Source organism: Ochrobactrum quorumnocens, assembly GCF_002278035.1.
GTDB classification, from domain to species: Bacteria; Pseudomonadota; Alphaproteobacteria; order Rhizobiales; family Rhizobiaceae; genus Brucella; species Brucella quorumnocens.
The window spans coordinates 1,692,886-1,709,718 of sequence record NZ_CP022604.1 but is presented as its reverse complement, the minus strand read 5'-3'; the positions used below and the strand labels follow the sequence as shown (position 1 = coordinate 1,709,718).

Below are 16,833 nucleotides of genomic sequence, written 5' to 3'. Positions count from 1 at the left end.
ATGGGAGTAGCTTGGAATCTGGCTGAGCTTAATCCGCTGCGAGGCATCTAATGAGACGGTTTTGTATATATTTTAAGCGCGAAGATTATTATAATTCGACGGCAGTTAGCGCAATTTTCTAAAACCTAGCACTATCGTGGAATAGAAATCTAATAATTTGGGGCAAAATCGGTTGAGAATATGACGGGATTCTAAAAATTGCGCTTGCAATGTGACAAGGCAAGCGTTTCGATAAGGCCAGGTTGCGCGCTTAGGGTGCGCGCAATATTATTTCCGTGGAGGCGGGCACTAAATGAAATTCTATAAAACACTTCTGGCGGCAACGGCAGTTGTCGCTCTGATGAGCGGCGCGGCATCGGCAAAGACCTTTGTATATTGCTCGCCAGCATCTCCTGAGGGTTTCGATCCAGCAGCTTACACCGGTGGTGACACGTTCGATGCGTCCGCGCATCCGGTCTATAACCGCCTTGCAGAATTCAAGAACGGCACGACCGAAGTTGTACCGGGGCTTGCAGAAAGCTGGGAAGTTTCGGAAGACGGCAAGGAATACACCTTCCACCTGCGTAAGGGCGTTAAGTTCCATTCGAGCGATTATTTCACGCCAACCCGTGATTTCAACGCTGACGACGTGATCCTTTCCTTCGACCGTATGGGCAACAAGGAAAACCCTTGGCACGAATATACGGCTGGCATTTCCTACGAATATTTCGATTCGATGGAAATGGGTTCGCTGATCAAGGAAATTCAGAAGGTTGACGACAATACCGTCAAGTTCATTCTGAACCGTTCGGAAGCTGCGTTCCTCGCCAACATCTCGATGCCTTTCGCTTCGATCATCTCGAAGGAATATACTGACAAGCTCGCTGCTGACGGCAAGAAAAGCGATCTCAATCAGGTTCCAGTTGGTACTGGTCCTTTCCAGTTTGTGGCTTACCAGAAGGACGCTGTCGTTCGCTTCAAGGCTAATCAGGACTATTGGGGCGACAAGCCGAAGATCGACGGTCTGGTTTTCGCTATCACCACCGATCCTGCAGTCCGCGCGCAGAAGCTTAAGGCTGGCGAATGCCACCTGATGTCCTATCCTGCTCCAGCAGACATTAAGGACCTTCAGGCCGACAAGAATCTCAAAGTTGATGAACAGGCTGGTCTGAACATCGCTTACTTCGCTTACAACACGCTCGTTCCGCCATACGACAAGCCGGAAGTGCGCAAGGCCCTCAACCAGGCTGTGAACAAGCAGGCAATCGTTGATGCAGTGTTCCAAGGTCAGGGACAGGTTGCTAAGAACCCAATCCCTCCGACAATGTGGAGCTACAACGACAAGATCGAGGACGACAAGTACGATCCAGAAGCTGCCAAGAAGGCTCTTGAAGCCGCTGGCGTTAAGGATCTGAAGATGAAGCTTTGGGCTATGCCTGTCAGCCGTCCTTACATGCCAAATGCACGTCGTACTGCTGAACTCATGCAGTCGGATTTTGCCAAGGTTGGCGTCAGCGCGGAAATCGTTTCGATGGAATGGGGTGAATACCTCAAGAAGTCCGGCGAAAAGGACCGCGACGGTGCAGTCATTCTCGGCTGGACCGGTGACAATGGCGATCCGGACAACTTCCTCGGTACGTTGCTCGGTTGCGCCGGTCTCGGCTCGAACAACCGCGCACAGTGGTGCTACCAGCCGTTCGAAGACCTGATCCAGAAGGCAAAGGTTTCGACCAACCATGAAGAACGCGTCAAGCTTTATGAAGAAGCTCAGGTGATCTTCAAGGAACAGGCTCCTTGGAACACCATTGCTCACTCGACTGTCTTTGTGCCGATGTCTGCTAAGGTCACGGGCTTCAAGCAGAGCCCGCTTGGTGATTATCGCTTCGAAGATGTCGATATCTCCGAGTAAAATCTGACAACACCAGCGGCCGGGTGTGGAGGTTCTCTCCGCACCCGGTCGGAGTTTTTGTATGTTTCGTTTTATTTTAAACAAACTCCTCTATCTGGTTCCGACGTTTATCGGCATCACGATCGTTGCATTCGCCTTCGTCCGCGTATTGCCGGGCGACCCGGTGCTATTGATGGCAGGTGAACGCGGCGTCAGCCCCGAGCGCCATGCGCAGCTATTGGCCCAGCTCGGATTTGATCGTCCGCTGTGGGAACAATATCTCAATTATGTCTGGAACCTTCTGCACGGCGATTTCGGCCAGTCATTGGTTACGAAGAAGCCGGTTCTGGTGGAATTCTTTGCCCTGTTCCCGGCAACGATTGAGCTTGCTGTCTGTGCGATCATTGTCGCCATTCTCGTTGGCATTCCAGCGGGCGTCATTGCTGCTGTGAAGCGTGGCTCCTGGTTCGATCAGGGCCTTATGGGCATATCGCTTGTTGGCTATTCGATGCCGATTTTCTGGTGGGCCTTGTTGCTGATCATCCTGTTCTCGGGTGTGCTACAATGGACGCCGGTTTCAGGCCGCATCTCATTGCTCTATTACTTCCCGCCAGTCACGGGCTTCATGCTGATCGATAGTCTGCTGTCGGGGCAAAAAGGCGCTTTCGCCTCTGCTGCCTCGCATCTCATTCTGCCGACCATCGTGCTTGCAACCATCCCGCTTGCGGTGATTGCACGTCAGACGCGTTCGGCGATGCTGGAAGTTCTGGGTGAAGATTATGTCCGTACAGCACGTGCGAAAGGCTTGCCGATTCGCCGTGTCATTGGTCTGCATGCGCTGCGCAATGCGATGATCCCAGTCATCACGACAATCGGCCTTCAGGTGGGTGTGTTGATGGCGGGTGCTATCCTGACGGAAACCATTTTCTCATGGCCCGGAATTGGCAAATGGATGCTCGATTCCATTTCGCGTCGCGACTATCCGGTCGTACAGAGCGGACTGCTCATCATCGCGTTCATTATCATGATCGTGAATTTGGTCGTCGATCTGCTTTACGGTCTGATCAATCCGCGTATCCGGCACAAGTGAGGGTATAATGACACACTCAGCAATTCAGCCGGAAGCCGTGAACGAAGTCGGAAAAATCCGTGCTTTGAAAGATTTCTGGTTCTATTTCAGCGTCAATCGCGGCGCTGTCATCGGTCTCTTCGTATTTATGGCGCTTGTCGTTGTGGCAATTCTGGCGCCTCTTATTGCTCCGCACAATCCATCGGAGCAGTTTCGTGATTTCATGCTGGCACCTCCGTTCTGGGAGCAGGGTGGAAGCACTCAGTTTCTGCTGGGTACAGATGCTGTCGGCCGCGATATGCTATCCCGCCTGATCTATGGCGCTCAGTATTCGCTGCTCGTGGGTTTTGTCATTGTCATCATTTCGATGTGTCTTGGCATCACTATCGGCCTCATCTCCGGCTATTTCGGCGGCGGTGTGGACACGGTTTTCATGCGTATCATGGACGTGATTCTGGCGTTCCCGTCGCTATTGCTGGCACTGGTTCTGGTCGCCATTCTCGGACCGGGCCTCATCAACGCCGTTCTTGCGATTACGCTTGTTCTGCTTCCGCACTTTTCGCGTCTGACCCGTGCAGCCGTCATGGCTGAAAAGGAACGCGAATATGTGACGGCAGCCAAGCTCGCAGGTGCAAGCAAGCTGCGTCTGATGTTCAAGACCATTTTGCCAAACTGCCTGGCACCATTGGTTGTTCAGGCCACGATGTCGTTTTCCAACGCCATTCTTGACGTTGCAGCTCTCGGCTTCCTGGGCATGGGTGCGCAGCCACCAACACCGGAATGGGGTACCATGCTTGCAGAAGCCCGCGAATTCATCATGCGCGCATGGTGGGTTGTGACCTTCCCAGGTCTTGCGATCCTGATCACAGTTCTCGCGATCAATCTGATCGGCGATGGTCTGCGCGATGCGCTTGATCCGAAACTGAAGAGGAGCTGATCGATGGCTTTGCTTGATATCAAGAACCTCACGGTTTCGTTCGATACATCGACTGGTCCTTTCAAGGCGGTCGATGGCATCGATATCTCGGTCGATAAGGGCGAAGTGCTGGCAATCGTTGGCGAGTCGGGTTCCGGCAAGTCGGTTGGTATGCTTGCAGTCATGGGCCTGTTGCCCAAGACGGCGACGGTTACTGCCGACAGCATGACATTTGATGGCCAAAACCTGCTGGCAATGTCCGACAAGGAACGTCGCAAGATCATCGGACGCGATATTTCGATGATCTTCCAGGAGCCGGTTGCCAGCCTCAATCCGTGTTTTACGGTCGGCTATCAGCTCGAGGAAGTTCTCAATCGACATATGGGGCTTCACGGTGCGGCCAGCCACGCTCGTGCGGTCGAGCTGCTTGAACTGGTCGGTATTCGCGATGCAGCGGAACGCCTGAAGAGCTTCCCGCATCAGATGTCGGGTGGCCAGTGCCAGCGTGTCATGATCGCTATCGCGATTGCCTGTAATCCAAAGCTGCTGATTGCCGATGAGCCGACCACTGCACTCGATGTGACTATCCAGAAGCAGATTCTCGATCTGCTGATGCGTCTTCAGGTCGAACACGGCATGGGCCTGATCATGATCACTCATGATATGGGCGTTGTTGCTGAAACGGCGGATCGCGTGATCGTGCAGTATAAGGGGCACAAGATGGAGGATTCCGACGTATTGTCGTTGTTCACTGCGCCAAAGCACCCTTATACGCGGGCTCTTCTTTCGGCTCTGCCTGAAAATGCGACCGGCGACCGTCTGCCGACGGTTTCTGACTTTGTTCTTCAAAATAGTGTCGCAGGAGAAGCGTGATGAGCGAGATCGTTCTCGAAGCGCGCGATATCAAGCGCGATTACCATGTTGGCGGCGGTCTTTTCGGCAAGCCTAAGGTTGTTCACGCCGTCAAAGGTGTGAGCTTCAAGGTCGAAAAGGGCAAGACCCTCGCCATCGTTGGCGAATCGGGTTGTGGCAAGTCGACGCTTGCGCGTATCCTCACTATGATTGATCCGCAGACATCCGGCGAATTGCTGATCGGTGGACAGGATGTGAACATTGCCCGTGATGGACTGACAGCAGAGATGCGCCAGAAGGTGCAGATCGTGTTCCAGAACCCTTATGGCTCGCTCAATCCACGCCAGAAGATCGGCGATGTGCTGGCAGAACCTCTGTTGCTCAACACCAAGATGTCAGCTGCCGAGCGTCGTGAAAAAGCGATGGAAATGCTGCTGAAGGTTGGTCTCGGCAAAGAACATTTCAATCGCTATCCGCACATGTTCTCGGGCGGCCAGCGTCAGCGTATTGCTATTGCTCGCGCATTAATGCTCAACCCGAAGCTGCTGATTCTGGATGAGCCAGTGTCGGCGCTCGATCTGTCGGTGCAGGCACAGGTGCTCAATATTCTTGCCGATCTGCAGGAAGAGTTTGGCCTGACCTATGTCTTCATCAGCCACGACCTTTCGGTCGTGCGCTACATTGCTGACGATGTGATGGTGATGTATTTCGGTGAAGTGGTTGAATATGGGCCTCGTGAAGAGGTCTTTACCAATCCACAGCACGACTACACGAAGAAGCTTTTTGCAGCCACGCCACGCGCGGATGTTGATGCGATCCGTGCTCGTGTTGAAGCGCGTGCTGCAGCACGCGCGGCGGCTCAGGCTTAACGCCATTGTCTCGATAAGAAAAACGCCGTCCTTTTGGGGCGGCGTTTTTGTTTGAAGACATTGTTTTAGAGCGACGTTTGTGCGCCCAAGAGGGTGCACGGCACTCTAGAGCATTTCCTGTTTTGATTGAGTCATTGGAAATGCTCTATCCATTTGTTTTTACGCGCATCGTGTTCCGAAAACCGCTTCGCACTTTTCGGGATGCGCTCTAATGCTGCCCTCGCTGTTGGTGCCAGGCAAGCGCGCGCACGATGTCGTCGGCGGCAATTTTGCCGATGATCGCGCCGTTCTCGACAATGCCCACATCACCGCCGCTGTCAGCAACGGCACCCATCAACTCGCGGATGAGCGTTTCGCGTCGTGTGGTTGCCGCAAACGGACGAGGTGCCGCATTACGGTCAAATGGCGTCATGATATCGCCCGCGCGCAAAACGCCCAGCGGATTCATGTGGGCCACGAAGTCGGCGACATACTTGTCTGCTGGCTGTAGCAGGATTTCCTGCGGTGTGCCGCATTGGACAATCCGTCCGCCTTCCATGATGGCAATGCGATTACCAATCTTCATGGCTTCATCAAGATCGTGGCTGACGAAGACAATGGTCTTCTTAAGCCGTGATTGAAAAGCCAGAAGTTCATCCTGCAAACGTGTTCGGATGAGCGGATCGAGAGCGGAGAAGGGCTCGTCCATAAGCAGGATCGGTGCGCCGGTCGCAAAGGCCCGGGCGAGGCCAACACGCTGCTGCATGCCGCCTGAAAGTTCACTCACCTTGCGCGTGGCCCAATCTTGCAGGCCCACCAGTTCGAGCTGCTTGCGTGCCTGTGCAAGCCGCTCGTCCTTACGCATGCCGGAGATTTCCAGCCCGAAAGCCACATTCTCTTCGACCGTGCGCCAAGGCAACAGACCGAATTGCTGAAATACCATCGAGACGAGTTCAGTTCGTAAGTGCCGCATCGTGCCGCGATCGGCTTTGCCCACGTCAATCGTTCGCTCACCGTCACGCACCAGAACGCTGCCGCGTGAAATTGGATTGAGGCGATTGATGGCGCGCAGCAGGGTGGATTTTCCCGAGCCCGAAAGGCCCATCAAGACAAGAATTTCGCCTTCCTGAATATTGAGCGAGCAGTCATGTACGCCCAAAACAAGATCGGTTTCTGCCTGAATTTCTGAGCGCGAAGCGCCGCGATCCGCCAGTTCAAGCGCGTTATCGACATTCTTGCCGAAAATGATGCTGACATCTTTCAAGGCGATGATCGTCATGATTGGCTCTCCTACTTTTCGCGTCCGGCGCGGAAGATGCGGTCGAGCACGATGGCGACCACGACGATGACGAAACCTGATTCAAAGCCCAGCGCGGTATTGACCGAATTGAGCGCGCGAACCACAGGCACACCAAGCCCATCAGCGCCCACAAGCGCTGCAATCACCACCATGGACAGTGACAGCATGATGGTTTGGGTGAGGCCGGCGAGGATTTGCGGCATGGCATAAGGCAGTTCGATCTTCCAGAGAAGCTGAGTGCGGGACGCCCCGAAAGCTTCGCCCGCTTCTATCAGCGAGGATGGTGTCGATGAGATGCCGAGATGTGTAAGCCGTACGGGTGCGGGCAGAACGAAGATCGCAGTGGCCAGCAAGCCGGGTACCATACCGATGCCAAAGAAAACGATGGCCGGGATCAGATACACAAAGGTCGGCAGCGTCTGCATCAGATCGAGAACTGGCCGCAGGATTGCATAAAGGGTGGGACGATGGGCGGCCGCAATGCCGAGCGGTACACCGATTGCCATACAGAGAAAGCAGGCCGACAGAACCAGCGTCAGTGTTTTGAGGGTGCCATCCCAATAACCCTGATTGATGATGAACAGAAAGCCAATAATCGTCAGGATAACCACCGAAATACGGCGCTGGATAAACCAGGCGATCACTGCAAAAATGACGATCAAGACGAGGGGATGCGGGAGCTGTAACAAGTACAACAATCCATCGATGAGCCACTGCATGATCGCAGCCAGCGTATCGAAAAAACCACCCATATTGTTCGTAAGCCAATCGACCACCGACTTTGCGGTTGGTCCGACTGGAATCTTATAGTCCGTCAGCCAGTTCAACGATCATGTCTCCTGCTGCGTGCTTTTCTGTTTGTTTTACGCATTTCCGAATGCAAAACCGATACGTACGTTTGCTGGAATTGCTCTGGATATTTACCCACAAATGAGTAGGCCGCGGTGATCCGCGGCCCGAGGCTTTGAAGATTACAGGCCGAGTTCCGACTTCACTGCCGGCAGGCCTTCCTTGCCATCAGCAGTGGTCACACCGTCGAGCCATTTGTCGAGAACAGCAGGATTTGCCTTGAGCCAAGCGTTTGCGGCCTTTGCTGGATCTTCGCCGTCGTCAAGAATCTTACCCATGATCTCGTTTTCCATTTCGAGCTGGAATTCGAGATTGGTAAGGAACTTGCCAACATTCGGGCATTCCTGCGCATAGCCTGCGCGGACATTGGTTTCGACTTTGGCGCCGCCAAGGTTCGGGCCGAAGAAATCGTCGCCACCGGTCAGATAGGCGATTTCAAAGCGCTTGTTCATCGGATGTGGTTCCCAGGCGAGGAACACGATCGGGTCCTTGCCGCGAACGCTCTTGCCGACCTGTGCAAGCATGCCCTGTTCTGACGATTCAGCGAGCTCAAATGACTTCAGGCCGAATGCATCCTTGCTGATCATGTCGAGGATCAGACGATTGCCGTCATTGCCTGGTTCGATGCCGTAAATCTTGCCACCAAGCTTGTCTTTGAAAGTGGCGATGTCTTTGAAGTCCTTGAGCCCTTCGTCATAGGCATATTTTGGTACGGCGAGGGTGTATTTCGCGCCCGTCAGATTGGTGCGGAGTGTTTCGACGGTCTTGTCATCCAGATAAGGCTTGAGATCGGCGCTCATGGACGGGTTCCAGTAGCCGAGAAACACATCAATGTCTTTCTTGCTGAGCGACGCATAGGTCACTGGCACGGAAAGAACCTTGATGTCGGTCTTGTAGCCGAGACCTTTGAGAATCTCAGTAGCCACCGCCGTGGTCGAAGTGATGTCGGTCCAGCCCACATCGGAAAAGCGAACGGTGGAGCAGCTTGCCGGTTCGGCCGCGAAGCTGGTGCCCGGCAGTGCGAACACAGCTGTCGTTAAGGCTAGTGTACTCAAGGCATACTTGAGGGTGGACGTCGAAGTGGACTTCATTTCTCTCTCCATTAACCGGGCCGTTTTGACGGTTGATTGTTTTTCCGGTTCCGGCTTTTAGCAAACACCAAAGATTTCGCCGATCAAGTACCATTGCGGCGAAAATATTTCTGATTGCGACTTTGGGGTGTGTTGTACTCGTTTTTTATGGACCGTCAGTCAAAAAGGTTCTGCAGATGAGGCTTTGTAAGCCGAAGCAGTGCGAAGTGGCGCCATGTTACGCAAGGGGCATCTTGTTTCAACCCTTGAGCGCTGAAAACACGCGATAAAGTCAGAGACAGGCTGGTTCAAGGTTGTCGAAAAGCTTGCCGCACTCTATTTGAGATGTGTGAAGCTAATCAAAATATGCTGATCAGTGGTCAGCGGCTTTTCGGGCCAGTTGCCGGATAAGACCCGGACAATCTAAAATGTCGAATAGCCTGCAATTGCAGGCAAGAGGAAGGAATTTTTACGGTGTGGAATGCAGTACGGGGCGTTTTCTCCTTCCTTGGTCGATTTATCGCGGCGTTGGCCCGCTTGATAGCAGTACCGCTCGGCGGTTTATGGCGGCTTTTCCTTAAGCTGGGAAATTTGTGGAAAGTTGCGATCGCCGTGGCCGTAATTGGACTGGGCGGTCTTTATATCTATTTTATCTGGCAAACGCAGGTCTGGACCAACTTCAATCCTGATTATCCAGCCAAGTACAGCTATCAGACGGCAGTGACACCCGGCGAGGAAGTGCAGAAGACACCTGCGCCATTGGCTGCAACGCCCGAACCGGCAACGCCAGCACCTTCCGAAAATAGCGCTGGTGGTACGGATACGACACCTGCCGCTGGTAACGGCGACACAAACACGCAGTCCGAAACCTCGACGGAGTCACAGTCGCAGCCGATGCAGGCCGCGCAGATTCCATCGACTGCGCGTAAGTGTTCGCCTTCAGCAATTGCTGAAGTCGCAGCTGATCTCACCGATTTCAACGTGAACCAGAACGCGTGGATTTCCTCCATGCTGCTCTACAAGGTTGGTTTCTTTGGAATCGATTGGGATCGCACGCCATTTCTCGATAACAAGGCATCGTTCCAGCGCGGCATCAATGCAGCCGTACGCCGTACGGCTATCGAGTTGGTAGACAATATTGGCCGTTTGCGCGGCACATCCCAAATCGACGGAGATCTGCAAAAAGCGCGTGGCAATCTGCAGTTTGCCGAAGATGCCTGGTATTTCGGCCTGAGCCCGTTTGGACCAAAGACCCCGACGCCAAGCTATTATCGCTCGGCAATCAAGGACTTACGTTCGTTCAATACGCGTCTTGAAAACTGTCAGGCCACGTTTGACGCGCGCGCCGACAATCTGATCCAGTTTGTCGATCGCATTGCGAGCGATCTGGGTTCGACCTCAGCAATCCTCAAGGACCGTGCAGAGAATTATCATGCTGGTTGGTTTGATACGCGCGCCGATGATCGCTTCTGGTTCGCTTATGGCCAGCTCTATGCCTATTACGGCCTCTTGCGCGCTGCCCATTCGGATTTCCGCGGGGTCCTGGCTGAAAAGCATCTTGATGGCGTATGGGATGAAATGGAACGGCAGTTGCGCTCGGCGCTCGATATGCAGCCGTTCATTGTTTCAAACGGTAGCCCGGATGCATGGTTTACACCGTCACATCTGACCACGATGGGCTTTTATATCCTGCGCGTTCGTTCCAATCTGGTCGACGTAAAGCAGGTTCTGGAGCGCTGATCTGCGATGGAATTGCCATCACTATTGCGTCAGGCTGTAGACACGACGCTTGAAGGAGTGGCTCTGGCCGACCTCAAGCGCGCGTCTGAGGTTTTGTCGCGGCGCTATCGCGCGGAAACACGCGATGGTCGCCTGCATATTTCTGACGAACTTGCCGCTAAGGCCTATCTTGCTGCGCGATTGCCTGCGACCTATGCGGCAGTGCGCGCAAGTTTTGAAAGCGTTGCGGAAGTGTGCCCAGACTTTGCGCCGACGACTATGCTTGATGTAGGCTGTGGGCCGGGGACCGCACTTTGGGCTGCACGCGAATGCTGGCCCGATCTCGCATCGGCGACCATGATCGAAGCAAGCCCTGCGATTCGTGCAGTGGGCGGCAAGCTTGCGGAAAATGTGGGTCTTGAAACGGAATGGCGCGCGGGCGATCTGGTCAGGGAAAAGCTTGATTTTCCGCAAGCTGATCTTGTGACGATCGCCTATGTTCTTGACGAGCTGGCACCTCATGATCGCAAGGCGCTTGTCGAACGGCTATGGGCTTCAGCCCGCCATCTGTTCGTGATTGTAGAGCCGGGAACTCCTGCAGGCTGGCAGCGCATTCTCGACGCACGCGCGGCGCTCATTGAACAGGGTGCATATATTGCGGCACCTTGCACGCATCAGCTCGAATGCCCGTTGATTGCACCCGACTGGTGCCATTTTTCGCGCCGGGTTGCTCGCTCCCGTATTCATCGTCTGACCAAGGATGCTGAAGTGCCATGGGAAGACGAGAAGTTCATCTATCTGGCTGCGACGCGTGATCGGTCGCTTGCTGCATCAGCGCGGGTGATTGCGCCCACGCGTGTCGGTGGCGGCAAGGTGGCACTGAAACTTTGCATCGAAGATGGAAGCGCTGAAGAGCGTCTTGTCACCAAGCGGGACGGTGAGTTTTTCCGTTGGGCGCGCCGTGCCGATTGGGGCGATGCGGCATTGGGAAGCTAAGCCATGAAGATCAGTCTCGTCCAGTTGCGTTTGCTCGAAGCGGTAGCCGAAACCGGCAGTGTCGGTGCGGCCGCACGGAAGCTGGGCCTGACCCAGTCAGGGGCCAGTCAGGCGCTGTCGACGCTTGAGAAAATCCTCGGACTGGATCTGCTTGCCCGTAAACGCGACGGTGCGATGCTGACCGCTTTTGGGCAGACCATTCTTGATGATGCGCGCAGTGCTTTATCGGCTGTGGATCGGATAGAAGCTCAGGCACGCAAGATGGTCACCAATGCGCCTGACAGGCTGCGCGTGGCTGCCATTCCCAGCCAGCTGGAATATGTGGTTCCTGATCTGCGCAAAACTTTTTTGCGGCTCCATCCGTGTGTGGAATTCAGCACTTTTGAAGGCGGACACGACGATGTAAGCCTTTGGGTGAGTGACGGCATTGCTGATATTGGCATTACGTCACTGCCATTTTCCGGTTTGGAAGCGGTTGAAGTAGGGCAGGAAGAATTGGTCGTGGTCGGTCGACGTGACGACCCCTTCATGCGGCGGGATATGGTTGCCCCACGCGATCTGCGAGATCGACAGTTGATTGCGGCAGCGGGTTGCGAGTTGATCCTTGATCGTATCATTCATGCGGATGGGGGGGCGCGAAGCGAGCAGGTAAGAACACGGGATGTTGCCACTGTGCTCGAAATGGTGCGACATGGCATTGGCATGACGCTGTTGTCGGAGATCAGCTTACCGGGTTCCGATTTGCATGATCTGCGAGCGATCAAACTCAATCCGCCGACATTCAGAACGGTATATATTGTCTATCGTGCCGATAGCCCGGTAAGGCATTTGATCGATAGTTTCTGCGTTATCGCCAAAGATGCAAATATCAAAGCGGCATAAGAATTTCTAATACCTCATATTTGACTTATCCGTGCCGCTTACGCTCACTGTTTCTGCAATAGTCGCACAACTATTCATGAATCAGAGCAAAGCAAATATGACGGCCACCACCGATTCGACTATTTCAGTTTCAGCAAACGATACGATAAAGGGCTTGCTTTGGGGGCTTTCGGGCGTCCTCGTCTGGTCGGGTTCGTTCGTACTGACCCGCTTTGGCTTTAAAACAGCACTCATGCCGTCGGACATTATTGCATTGCGCTTCGGTGTAGCGGGCTTGGTGCTGCTGCCGGTCGTCTTTGCGAAAGGGTTCGGCTTTAGACAATTGGGGCCGCTTGGCTTTGTGCTTCTTGCGTCCGGCGCTGGCTTTCCCTATGCGCTTCTGACTGTGTACGGGTTGCAGTTTGCTCCCGCGTCCCATGCGGCTGCGCTTATCCCCGGCCTGATGACAGCACTCGTTGCTATTCTCGGTGTCCTTCTGCTTCAGGAGCGTCTGGCGTTATCCCGTTGGGCCGGGGTGGTGCTGATCCTGATTGGAAGCGGATTGATCGCCGGCTTGTCGCAATTGGGTGGGCAAGAGATGATAGGACACCTCTCGTTTTTTGCAGCAGCCTTGGTCTGGTCGATCTACGTGATGGTTTTTCGCAGGAAAGGCATGGACGGGCTTCACGCTACAGCGATTGCCGCCGTGACGTCTGCGCTGGTGTTTCTGCCAATCTATGTGCTGTTCCTGAAAAAAGGCATTGGCGAAACCGCTTGGGGCGACATTGCTTTGCAGGGCTTTTATCAGGGTGTGTTGACATCAGCCTTCGGTGTCTTCGCCTTTAACCGTGCAGTTGTGCTTTTGGGAACAGCAGCGGGAGCGGCCTTATCTGCCCTTATTCCGGTGGCAACTTTGGTGCTGGCTCTGTTGTTGCTCGGAGAAGTGCCGGGCTGGACCGACACCACCGCTGCCCTTCTGATCAGTCTCGGTGTTTTGGCGCTGAACAGAAAGGGCAGAAAATCTAGAGCGTGTCGCGCTTAATCGCACCCATGGCGCTCGCTCTAGATTCCTTTAATTGTCGCATGTCGAGCTCAAATGAATCCATTTGAGCGCGACATGCTTTAGCTTATCATGACGCCTGAAGTATAGGGCGGCGTGAAGGGCGATTGATGAGGAACACCATCGCCGCCGCAGCGAAGCACATGGCACCTGCCAGAATAAGCGCAGGTGTGTAGCTGTCGTAATCGGTGCGGACATAGCCTGCGAAGGCTGCTGCTGCGGCCGCACCCACCTGATGGCCTGTGAATACCCAACCGAAGATCATACCGGCTTTTTCAGGACCGAACTGTTCAGCGGCAAGCTTTACGGTAGGTGGTACAGTGGCTACCCAGTCGAGGCCATAGAACACGGCGAAGAGTGCAAGTTCGTAAAGTGTGAAGTCTGTGAACGTCAGATAGATGAGCGATAGGCCGCGCAGGGCATAGAACCAAAACAAAAGCCAACGATTGTCGAAGCGGTCGGTAAGCCAGCCAGAAGCAATAGTACCGATCAGATCGAACGCGCCAATGACGGCCAGGATACCTGCTGCACCCACTGGTACGATGCCGAAATCGCCGCAAAGTGCAATCCAGTGCGTTTGTATCAGACCATTCGTGGAAAAGCCGCAGACGAAAAATGTGATGAACAGCACCCAGAAGGTTGAGGTGGAAGATGCTTCACGCAATGTCACCAGCGGCGAGATAAGCATGGAGCCAAACTGCTTTTTTGGTTCCGGTGCAGGCATTGGCGCGGTTCTTCCGTAAGGCTTAAGTCCGACATCCGCTGGATTGTCGCGCATCAACGCCAGGACCAGCACAAGCGCTGCCAGCAAGAACGAAATGACAATTGTGAGCGACGTGCGCCAACCGATCGACTGACTCACGCTGGCCAGAATTGGCATAAAAATAAGCTGTCCGGTGGCGTTACTGGCCGTCATCATGCCGACGACGAGGCCGCGGCGCTTTTCAAACCAGCGCGCGGCAACGGTCGCGCCCAGCACGAGGGCTGTCATGCCAGTGCCAAGTCCGATGACGACACCCCAAAGTGCAACCATCTGCCATTGCTCAGTCATGAAAATCGAGCCTACAAGGCCTAGTGAGATCATGATCAGTGCAGCCATGACCACCCGTCGAAGACCGAACTGGTTCATGAAAGCAGCTGCAAACGGTCCCATGAGCCCGAACAAAACGAGACGCAGAGCCATCGCGAATGAAATATCCGCGTTGGTCCAGCCGAATTCACTCTGAAGCGGCTCAATTAATATGCCCGCCGATCCCATTGCCGCAGCTGTTGCCAGCATGGTGAGGAAGGTGACAGCAGCGACGACCCATCCATAATGGATGTTTCTTTGCGCAAGAAAGCTGGCAAGGCTGGCTGAAATCATTTTCGGCGCTTTCGAGTTCGAGCTGGGTTTCGGCCAGCCGCATATTGGAAGGCGGAACCGCTCGCCATCTATCGGCTATGCAGGTTCCTGTCATTGTTTGTAGTCAATTCAGTCAAAGGAGCAGAGCGTCATGAGATGGCGCGGAGCAGCGATTGCAATTGTTCAACACCGTCATCACCAAGCCGCGCTTCTATTTCGTCTTGTGCTTTGTCCCACAGCGGCGCTCCACGTCTGACAATATCTCGTCCTTCGTCGGTGAGTGTGACGCTGGTTTCGCGATGATCTTCACTTGCTGCAGGCTCAACCAACCCCATGCGCTGCAGAACTTTTGCGTTGCGACCCATCGTTGAACGATCAAGCTCCGCCTTGTGGGCAAGCTCGGTTAGCGAAATCGAACCGGCGCGGGAGATTTTTCGCAGCAGGCTGAATTGCGCAATATTGATGCCAAGGGGTGCCAGCGCTTCATCGTAGATAGCTGACGATTTGCGAGCCGCCTGACGCAGAAGGATGCAGATACAAGGAGTAGACATAACGCGGGTATATACCCGTAAATAATAATTTGCAATAGCGCGCGGATCAGAAGGCTAGAGCGCCGTGCGCCCTCTTGGGCGCACAAAGATCGCTCTAACACTCTATATTTACAGCATAATTTTACCTTAAACTGATTCAAGTGTAAGGAATTATGCTGTAGGGCAATACTGCGCTGACCGTCGTCAAACTAAACGAATCTTGGTGCGAGAACGGCTCTGTTTCGTGCGATAAAAGTGTCAGTGTAACCAGATCAAACGGCGATATGTGAGGTTTCCTTGACCTCTTCCATAACCGCGTAAGTGTGGGACTCACGCACGCCGGGCAGCGAAAGCAACGCCTCAGACAGAAAACGCCGATAATGATCCATATCGGACACACGCGCTTTGATCAGATAGTCGAAGCCACCAGCAACCATATGGCATTCCAGAATATCGGGGTTGCCACGCGTGAAAGTAGAGAACGTTTCAAAGACTTCCGGTGTAGTGCGGTCGAGCTTGATTTCGATAAAAACCAGCATTGAGCGGTCGAGCATCTTTGGCGACAGGTGCGCCGAATAGCCCAGAATATACCCCTCGCGCGTCAGACGTTTGACGCGTTCTGCGGTTGCGGTTTGGGAAAGATTAATGCGATCAGCGAGTTCAGTATTGGTCAGTCGACCGTTTTCCTGAAGCGCTTGCAGAATACTCCTGTCCATCGCATCGATATTTTTCATCGTTGTCCCCATTAGGCCGCCTGCTTGGGCGGCTTTTTATTGATTAATTGTAAATGATTTGCTTGCGAAATGAATCCGAATTCTGCGTTTGACGCAAGGCAAAATTTTTGACGCACGCATAAGTTGGAGCTCGTTCATGCAGTTGAAGAGAGAGGGGCAACGATAGAATTAACAGTTGTGAGATGATTACAATCTAAAGTAGAAACAAGATATACTTAAAGTGATATTGCGCGTATAAAGTTATGACTTCTAACGGGTGTTATACCTACCGCTCGCCGGTAAAGGTACACCTCGACAATTCGGATTGTCCTGATGTTACAGCGGTTTCAGTTAATGTTGAATCGTTGGAACCGCTGTGACTATTTGCTTTTACGCATTTCCGAACGCAAAACCGGTTCCCACTTTTGCTGGAAATGCTTTAACGAGAGCAGTTTCAGGCGAGGCTGAGGCTGCTCTATCTATCAGTTTGATTATTCTGGCGCATCTCCGTCATTTAAAACCGCTTAGCAGACGCAATCTGAATTGCGTTCAGTAGCCAAGCTGACAATACTGGCCGTATCGAGCTAACAGGGATGTTACTGCTCTGCTCTAGGCTTCAAATTTCCAGTTGCAAGCGACGCACGGTAAGGATAACAGTATCGCCATGAACATTTCGCGCATTGACATCAAAGGCTGGTGGTGGGCTCGCTAAAAGCGGCCACGCAGGCGTTTGTGCATTTGCGTTTTAGGAACAGGCCGCTGGGATTATTATCCGGGCGGCCTTTTTGTTTGGCTGTTTGAATAAGGTCAGCGGTAGGGGACACCGGGTTTCAGAAGTGTT

Annotated in this window: 15 protein-coding genes; 9 read left to right on the top strand and 6 right to left on the bottom strand. The window is 53.6% G+C overall.

Translation table 11 applies throughout. The annotated features are described in order from the left end of the window. Positions 1-292: 292 nt before the first annotated feature. The 5 genes from CES85_RS17835 to CES85_RS17815 all read left to right on the top strand — a co-directional run bounded on the left by CES85_RS17835 (position 293) and on the right by CES85_RS17815 (position 5,573). The gene (locus CES85_RS17835) at positions 293-1,888 is read left to right on the top strand and encodes an ABC transporter substrate-binding protein (protein WP_095447141.1); all 1,596 of its coding nucleotides are present in this window, start codon (positions 293-295) and stop codon (positions 1,886-1,888) included. Positions 1,889-1,949: 61 nt separating this feature from the next. Continuing rightward, positions 1,950-2,957, top strand: coding sequence for an ABC transporter permease subunit (locus CES85_RS17830; protein ID WP_095447140.1), 1,008 nt, complete (start codon positions 1,950-1,952; stop codon positions 2,955-2,957). Positions 2,958-2,964: 7 nt separating this feature from the next. Beyond that, positions 2,965-3,873, top strand: a complete 909-nt coding sequence (locus CES85_RS17825) for an ABC transporter permease subunit (protein WP_095447139.1) — start codon at positions 2,965-2,967, stop codon at positions 3,871-3,873. 3 nt (positions 3,874-3,876) lie between these two features. Beyond that, positions 3,877-4,725: an ABC transporter ATP-binding protein gene (locus CES85_RS17820; protein WP_095447138.1), complete on the top strand. Its 849-nt coding sequence runs from the start codon at positions 3,877-3,879 to the stop codon at positions 4,723-4,725. Continuing rightward, positions 4,725-5,573, top strand: a complete 849-nt coding sequence (locus CES85_RS17815) for a dipeptide ABC transporter ATP-binding protein (RefSeq protein ID WP_095447137.1) — start codon at positions 4,725-4,727, stop codon at positions 5,571-5,573. Before CES85_RS17820 ends, CES85_RS17815 begins: the two co-directional genes overlap by 1 nt. A 208-nt stretch (positions 5,574-5,781) precedes the next feature. Here the strand turns inward: CES85_RS17815 and choV are convergent, their stop codons facing one another. From choV to CES85_RS17800, 3 genes are all read right to left on the bottom strand, one after another. After that, the gene (gene choV / locus CES85_RS17810; protein WP_095447136.1) at positions 5,782-6,831 is read right to left on the bottom strand and encodes a choline ABC transporter ATP-binding protein; all 1,050 of its coding nucleotides are present in this window, start codon (positions 6,829-6,831) and stop codon (positions 5,782-5,784) included. A gap of 11 nt (positions 6,832-6,842) precedes the next feature. Further along, positions 6,843-7,679 carry a choline ABC transporter permease subunit gene (choW, locus tag CES85_RS17805; RefSeq protein WP_095447135.1) on the bottom strand — a complete coding sequence of 279 codons (837 nt, stop codon included), beginning with the start codon at positions 7,677-7,679 and terminating at the stop codon, positions 6,843-6,845. A 144-nt stretch (positions 7,680-7,823) separates the two neighbouring features. Beyond that, entirely contained in the window at positions 7,824-8,792 is a 969-nt protein-coding gene (locus CES85_RS17800; RefSeq protein ID WP_095447134.1) for a choline ABC transporter substrate-binding protein, read from the bottom strand. Positions 8,793-9,245: 453 nt separating this feature from the next. Between CES85_RS17800 and CES85_RS17795 the strand changes: the two genes are divergently transcribed. The 4 genes from CES85_RS17795 to CES85_RS17780 all read left to right on the top strand — a co-directional run bounded on the left by CES85_RS17795 (position 9,246) and on the right by CES85_RS17780 (position 13,389). Then, positions 9,246-10,511, top strand: coding sequence for a DUF2333 family protein (locus CES85_RS17795; protein ID WP_095447133.1), 1,266 nt, complete (start codon positions 9,246-9,248; stop codon positions 10,509-10,511). A gap of 6 nt (positions 10,512-10,517) precedes the next feature. Beyond that, positions 10,518-11,486 (top strand): small ribosomal subunit Rsm22 family protein, encoded by a 969-nt coding sequence (locus CES85_RS17790; RefSeq protein ID WP_095447132.1) that lies wholly within the window; start codon positions 10,518-10,520, stop codon positions 11,484-11,486. Between the two features lie 3 nt (positions 11,487-11,489). After that, positions 11,490-12,368 carry a LysR family transcriptional regulator gene (locus CES85_RS17785; protein ID WP_095447131.1) on the top strand — a complete coding sequence of 293 codons (879 nt, stop codon included), beginning with the start codon at positions 11,490-11,492 and terminating at the stop codon, positions 12,366-12,368. Between the two features lie 97 nt (positions 12,369-12,465). After that, on the top strand, positions 12,466-13,389 hold the full coding sequence (locus tag CES85_RS17780; protein WP_095447949.1) for a DMT family transporter: 924 nt from the start codon (positions 12,466-12,468) through the stop codon (positions 13,387-13,389). 88 nt (positions 13,390-13,477) lie between these two features. Here the strand turns inward: CES85_RS17780 and CES85_RS17775 are convergent, their stop codons facing one another. From CES85_RS17775 to CES85_RS17765, 3 genes are all read right to left on the bottom strand, one after another. Continuing rightward, complete coding sequence (locus tag CES85_RS17775) at positions 13,478-14,770, bottom strand: MFS transporter (RefSeq protein WP_095447130.1); 1,293 nt, start codon at positions 14,768-14,770, stop codon at positions 13,478-13,480. Between the two features lie 128 nt (positions 14,771-14,898). Continuing rightward, complete coding sequence (locus tag CES85_RS17770; RefSeq protein ID WP_095447129.1) at positions 14,899-15,300, bottom strand: MarR family winged helix-turn-helix transcriptional regulator; 402 nt, start codon at positions 15,298-15,300, stop codon at positions 14,899-14,901. A 251-nt stretch (positions 15,301-15,551) separates the two neighbouring features. Further along, the gene (locus CES85_RS17765) at positions 15,552-16,013 is read right to left on the bottom strand and encodes an Lrp/AsnC ligand binding domain-containing protein (protein WP_095447948.1); all 462 of its coding nucleotides are present in this window, start codon (positions 16,011-16,013) and stop codon (positions 15,552-15,554) included. Positions 16,014-16,833: the final 820 nt, after the last annotated feature.

Coding starts and splice junctions, on each gene's coding strand:
- CES85_RS17790 (WP_095447132.1), top strand. CDS start 10,518: ATGGAATTGCCATCACTATTGCGTCAGGCTGTAGACACGACGCTTGAA.
- CES85_RS17775 (WP_095447130.1), bottom strand. CDS start 14,770: ATGATTTCAGCCAGCCTTGCCAGCTTTCTTGCGCAAAGAAACATCCAT.
- CES85_RS17825 (WP_095447139.1), top strand. CDS start 2,965: ATGACACACTCAGCAATTCAGCCGGAAGCCGTGAACGAAGTCGGAAAA.
- CES85_RS17800 (WP_095447134.1), bottom strand. CDS start 8,792: ATGAAGTCCACTTCGACGTCCACCCTCAAGTATGCCTTGAGTACACTA.
- CES85_RS17780 (WP_095447949.1), top strand. CDS start 12,466: ATGACGGCCACCACCGATTCGACTATTTCAGTTTCAGCAAACGATACG.
- CES85_RS17830 (WP_095447140.1), top strand. CDS start 1,950: ATGTTTCGTTTTATTTTAAACAAACTCCTCTATCTGGTTCCGACGTTT.
- choV (WP_095447136.1), bottom strand. CDS start 6,831: ATGACGATCATCGCCTTGAAAGATGTCAGCATCATTTTCGGCAAGAAT.
- CES85_RS17815 (WP_095447137.1), top strand. CDS start 4,725: ATGAGCGAGATCGTTCTCGAAGCGCGCGATATCAAGCGCGATTACCAT.
- CES85_RS17835 (WP_095447141.1), top strand. CDS start 293: ATGAAATTCTATAAAACACTTCTGGCGGCAACGGCAGTTGTCGCTCTG.
- CES85_RS17820 (WP_095447138.1), top strand. CDS start 3,877: ATGGCTTTGCTTGATATCAAGAACCTCACGGTTTCGTTCGATACATCG.
- CES85_RS17770 (WP_095447129.1), bottom strand. CDS start 15,300: ATGTCTACTCCTTGTATCTGCATCCTTCTGCGTCAGGCGGCTCGCAAA.
- CES85_RS17785 (WP_095447131.1), top strand. CDS start 11,490: ATGAAGATCAGTCTCGTCCAGTTGCGTTTGCTCGAAGCGGTAGCCGAA.
- CES85_RS17765 (WP_095447948.1), bottom strand. CDS start 16,013: ATGAAAAATATCGATGCGATGGACAGGAGTATTCTGCAAGCGCTTCAG.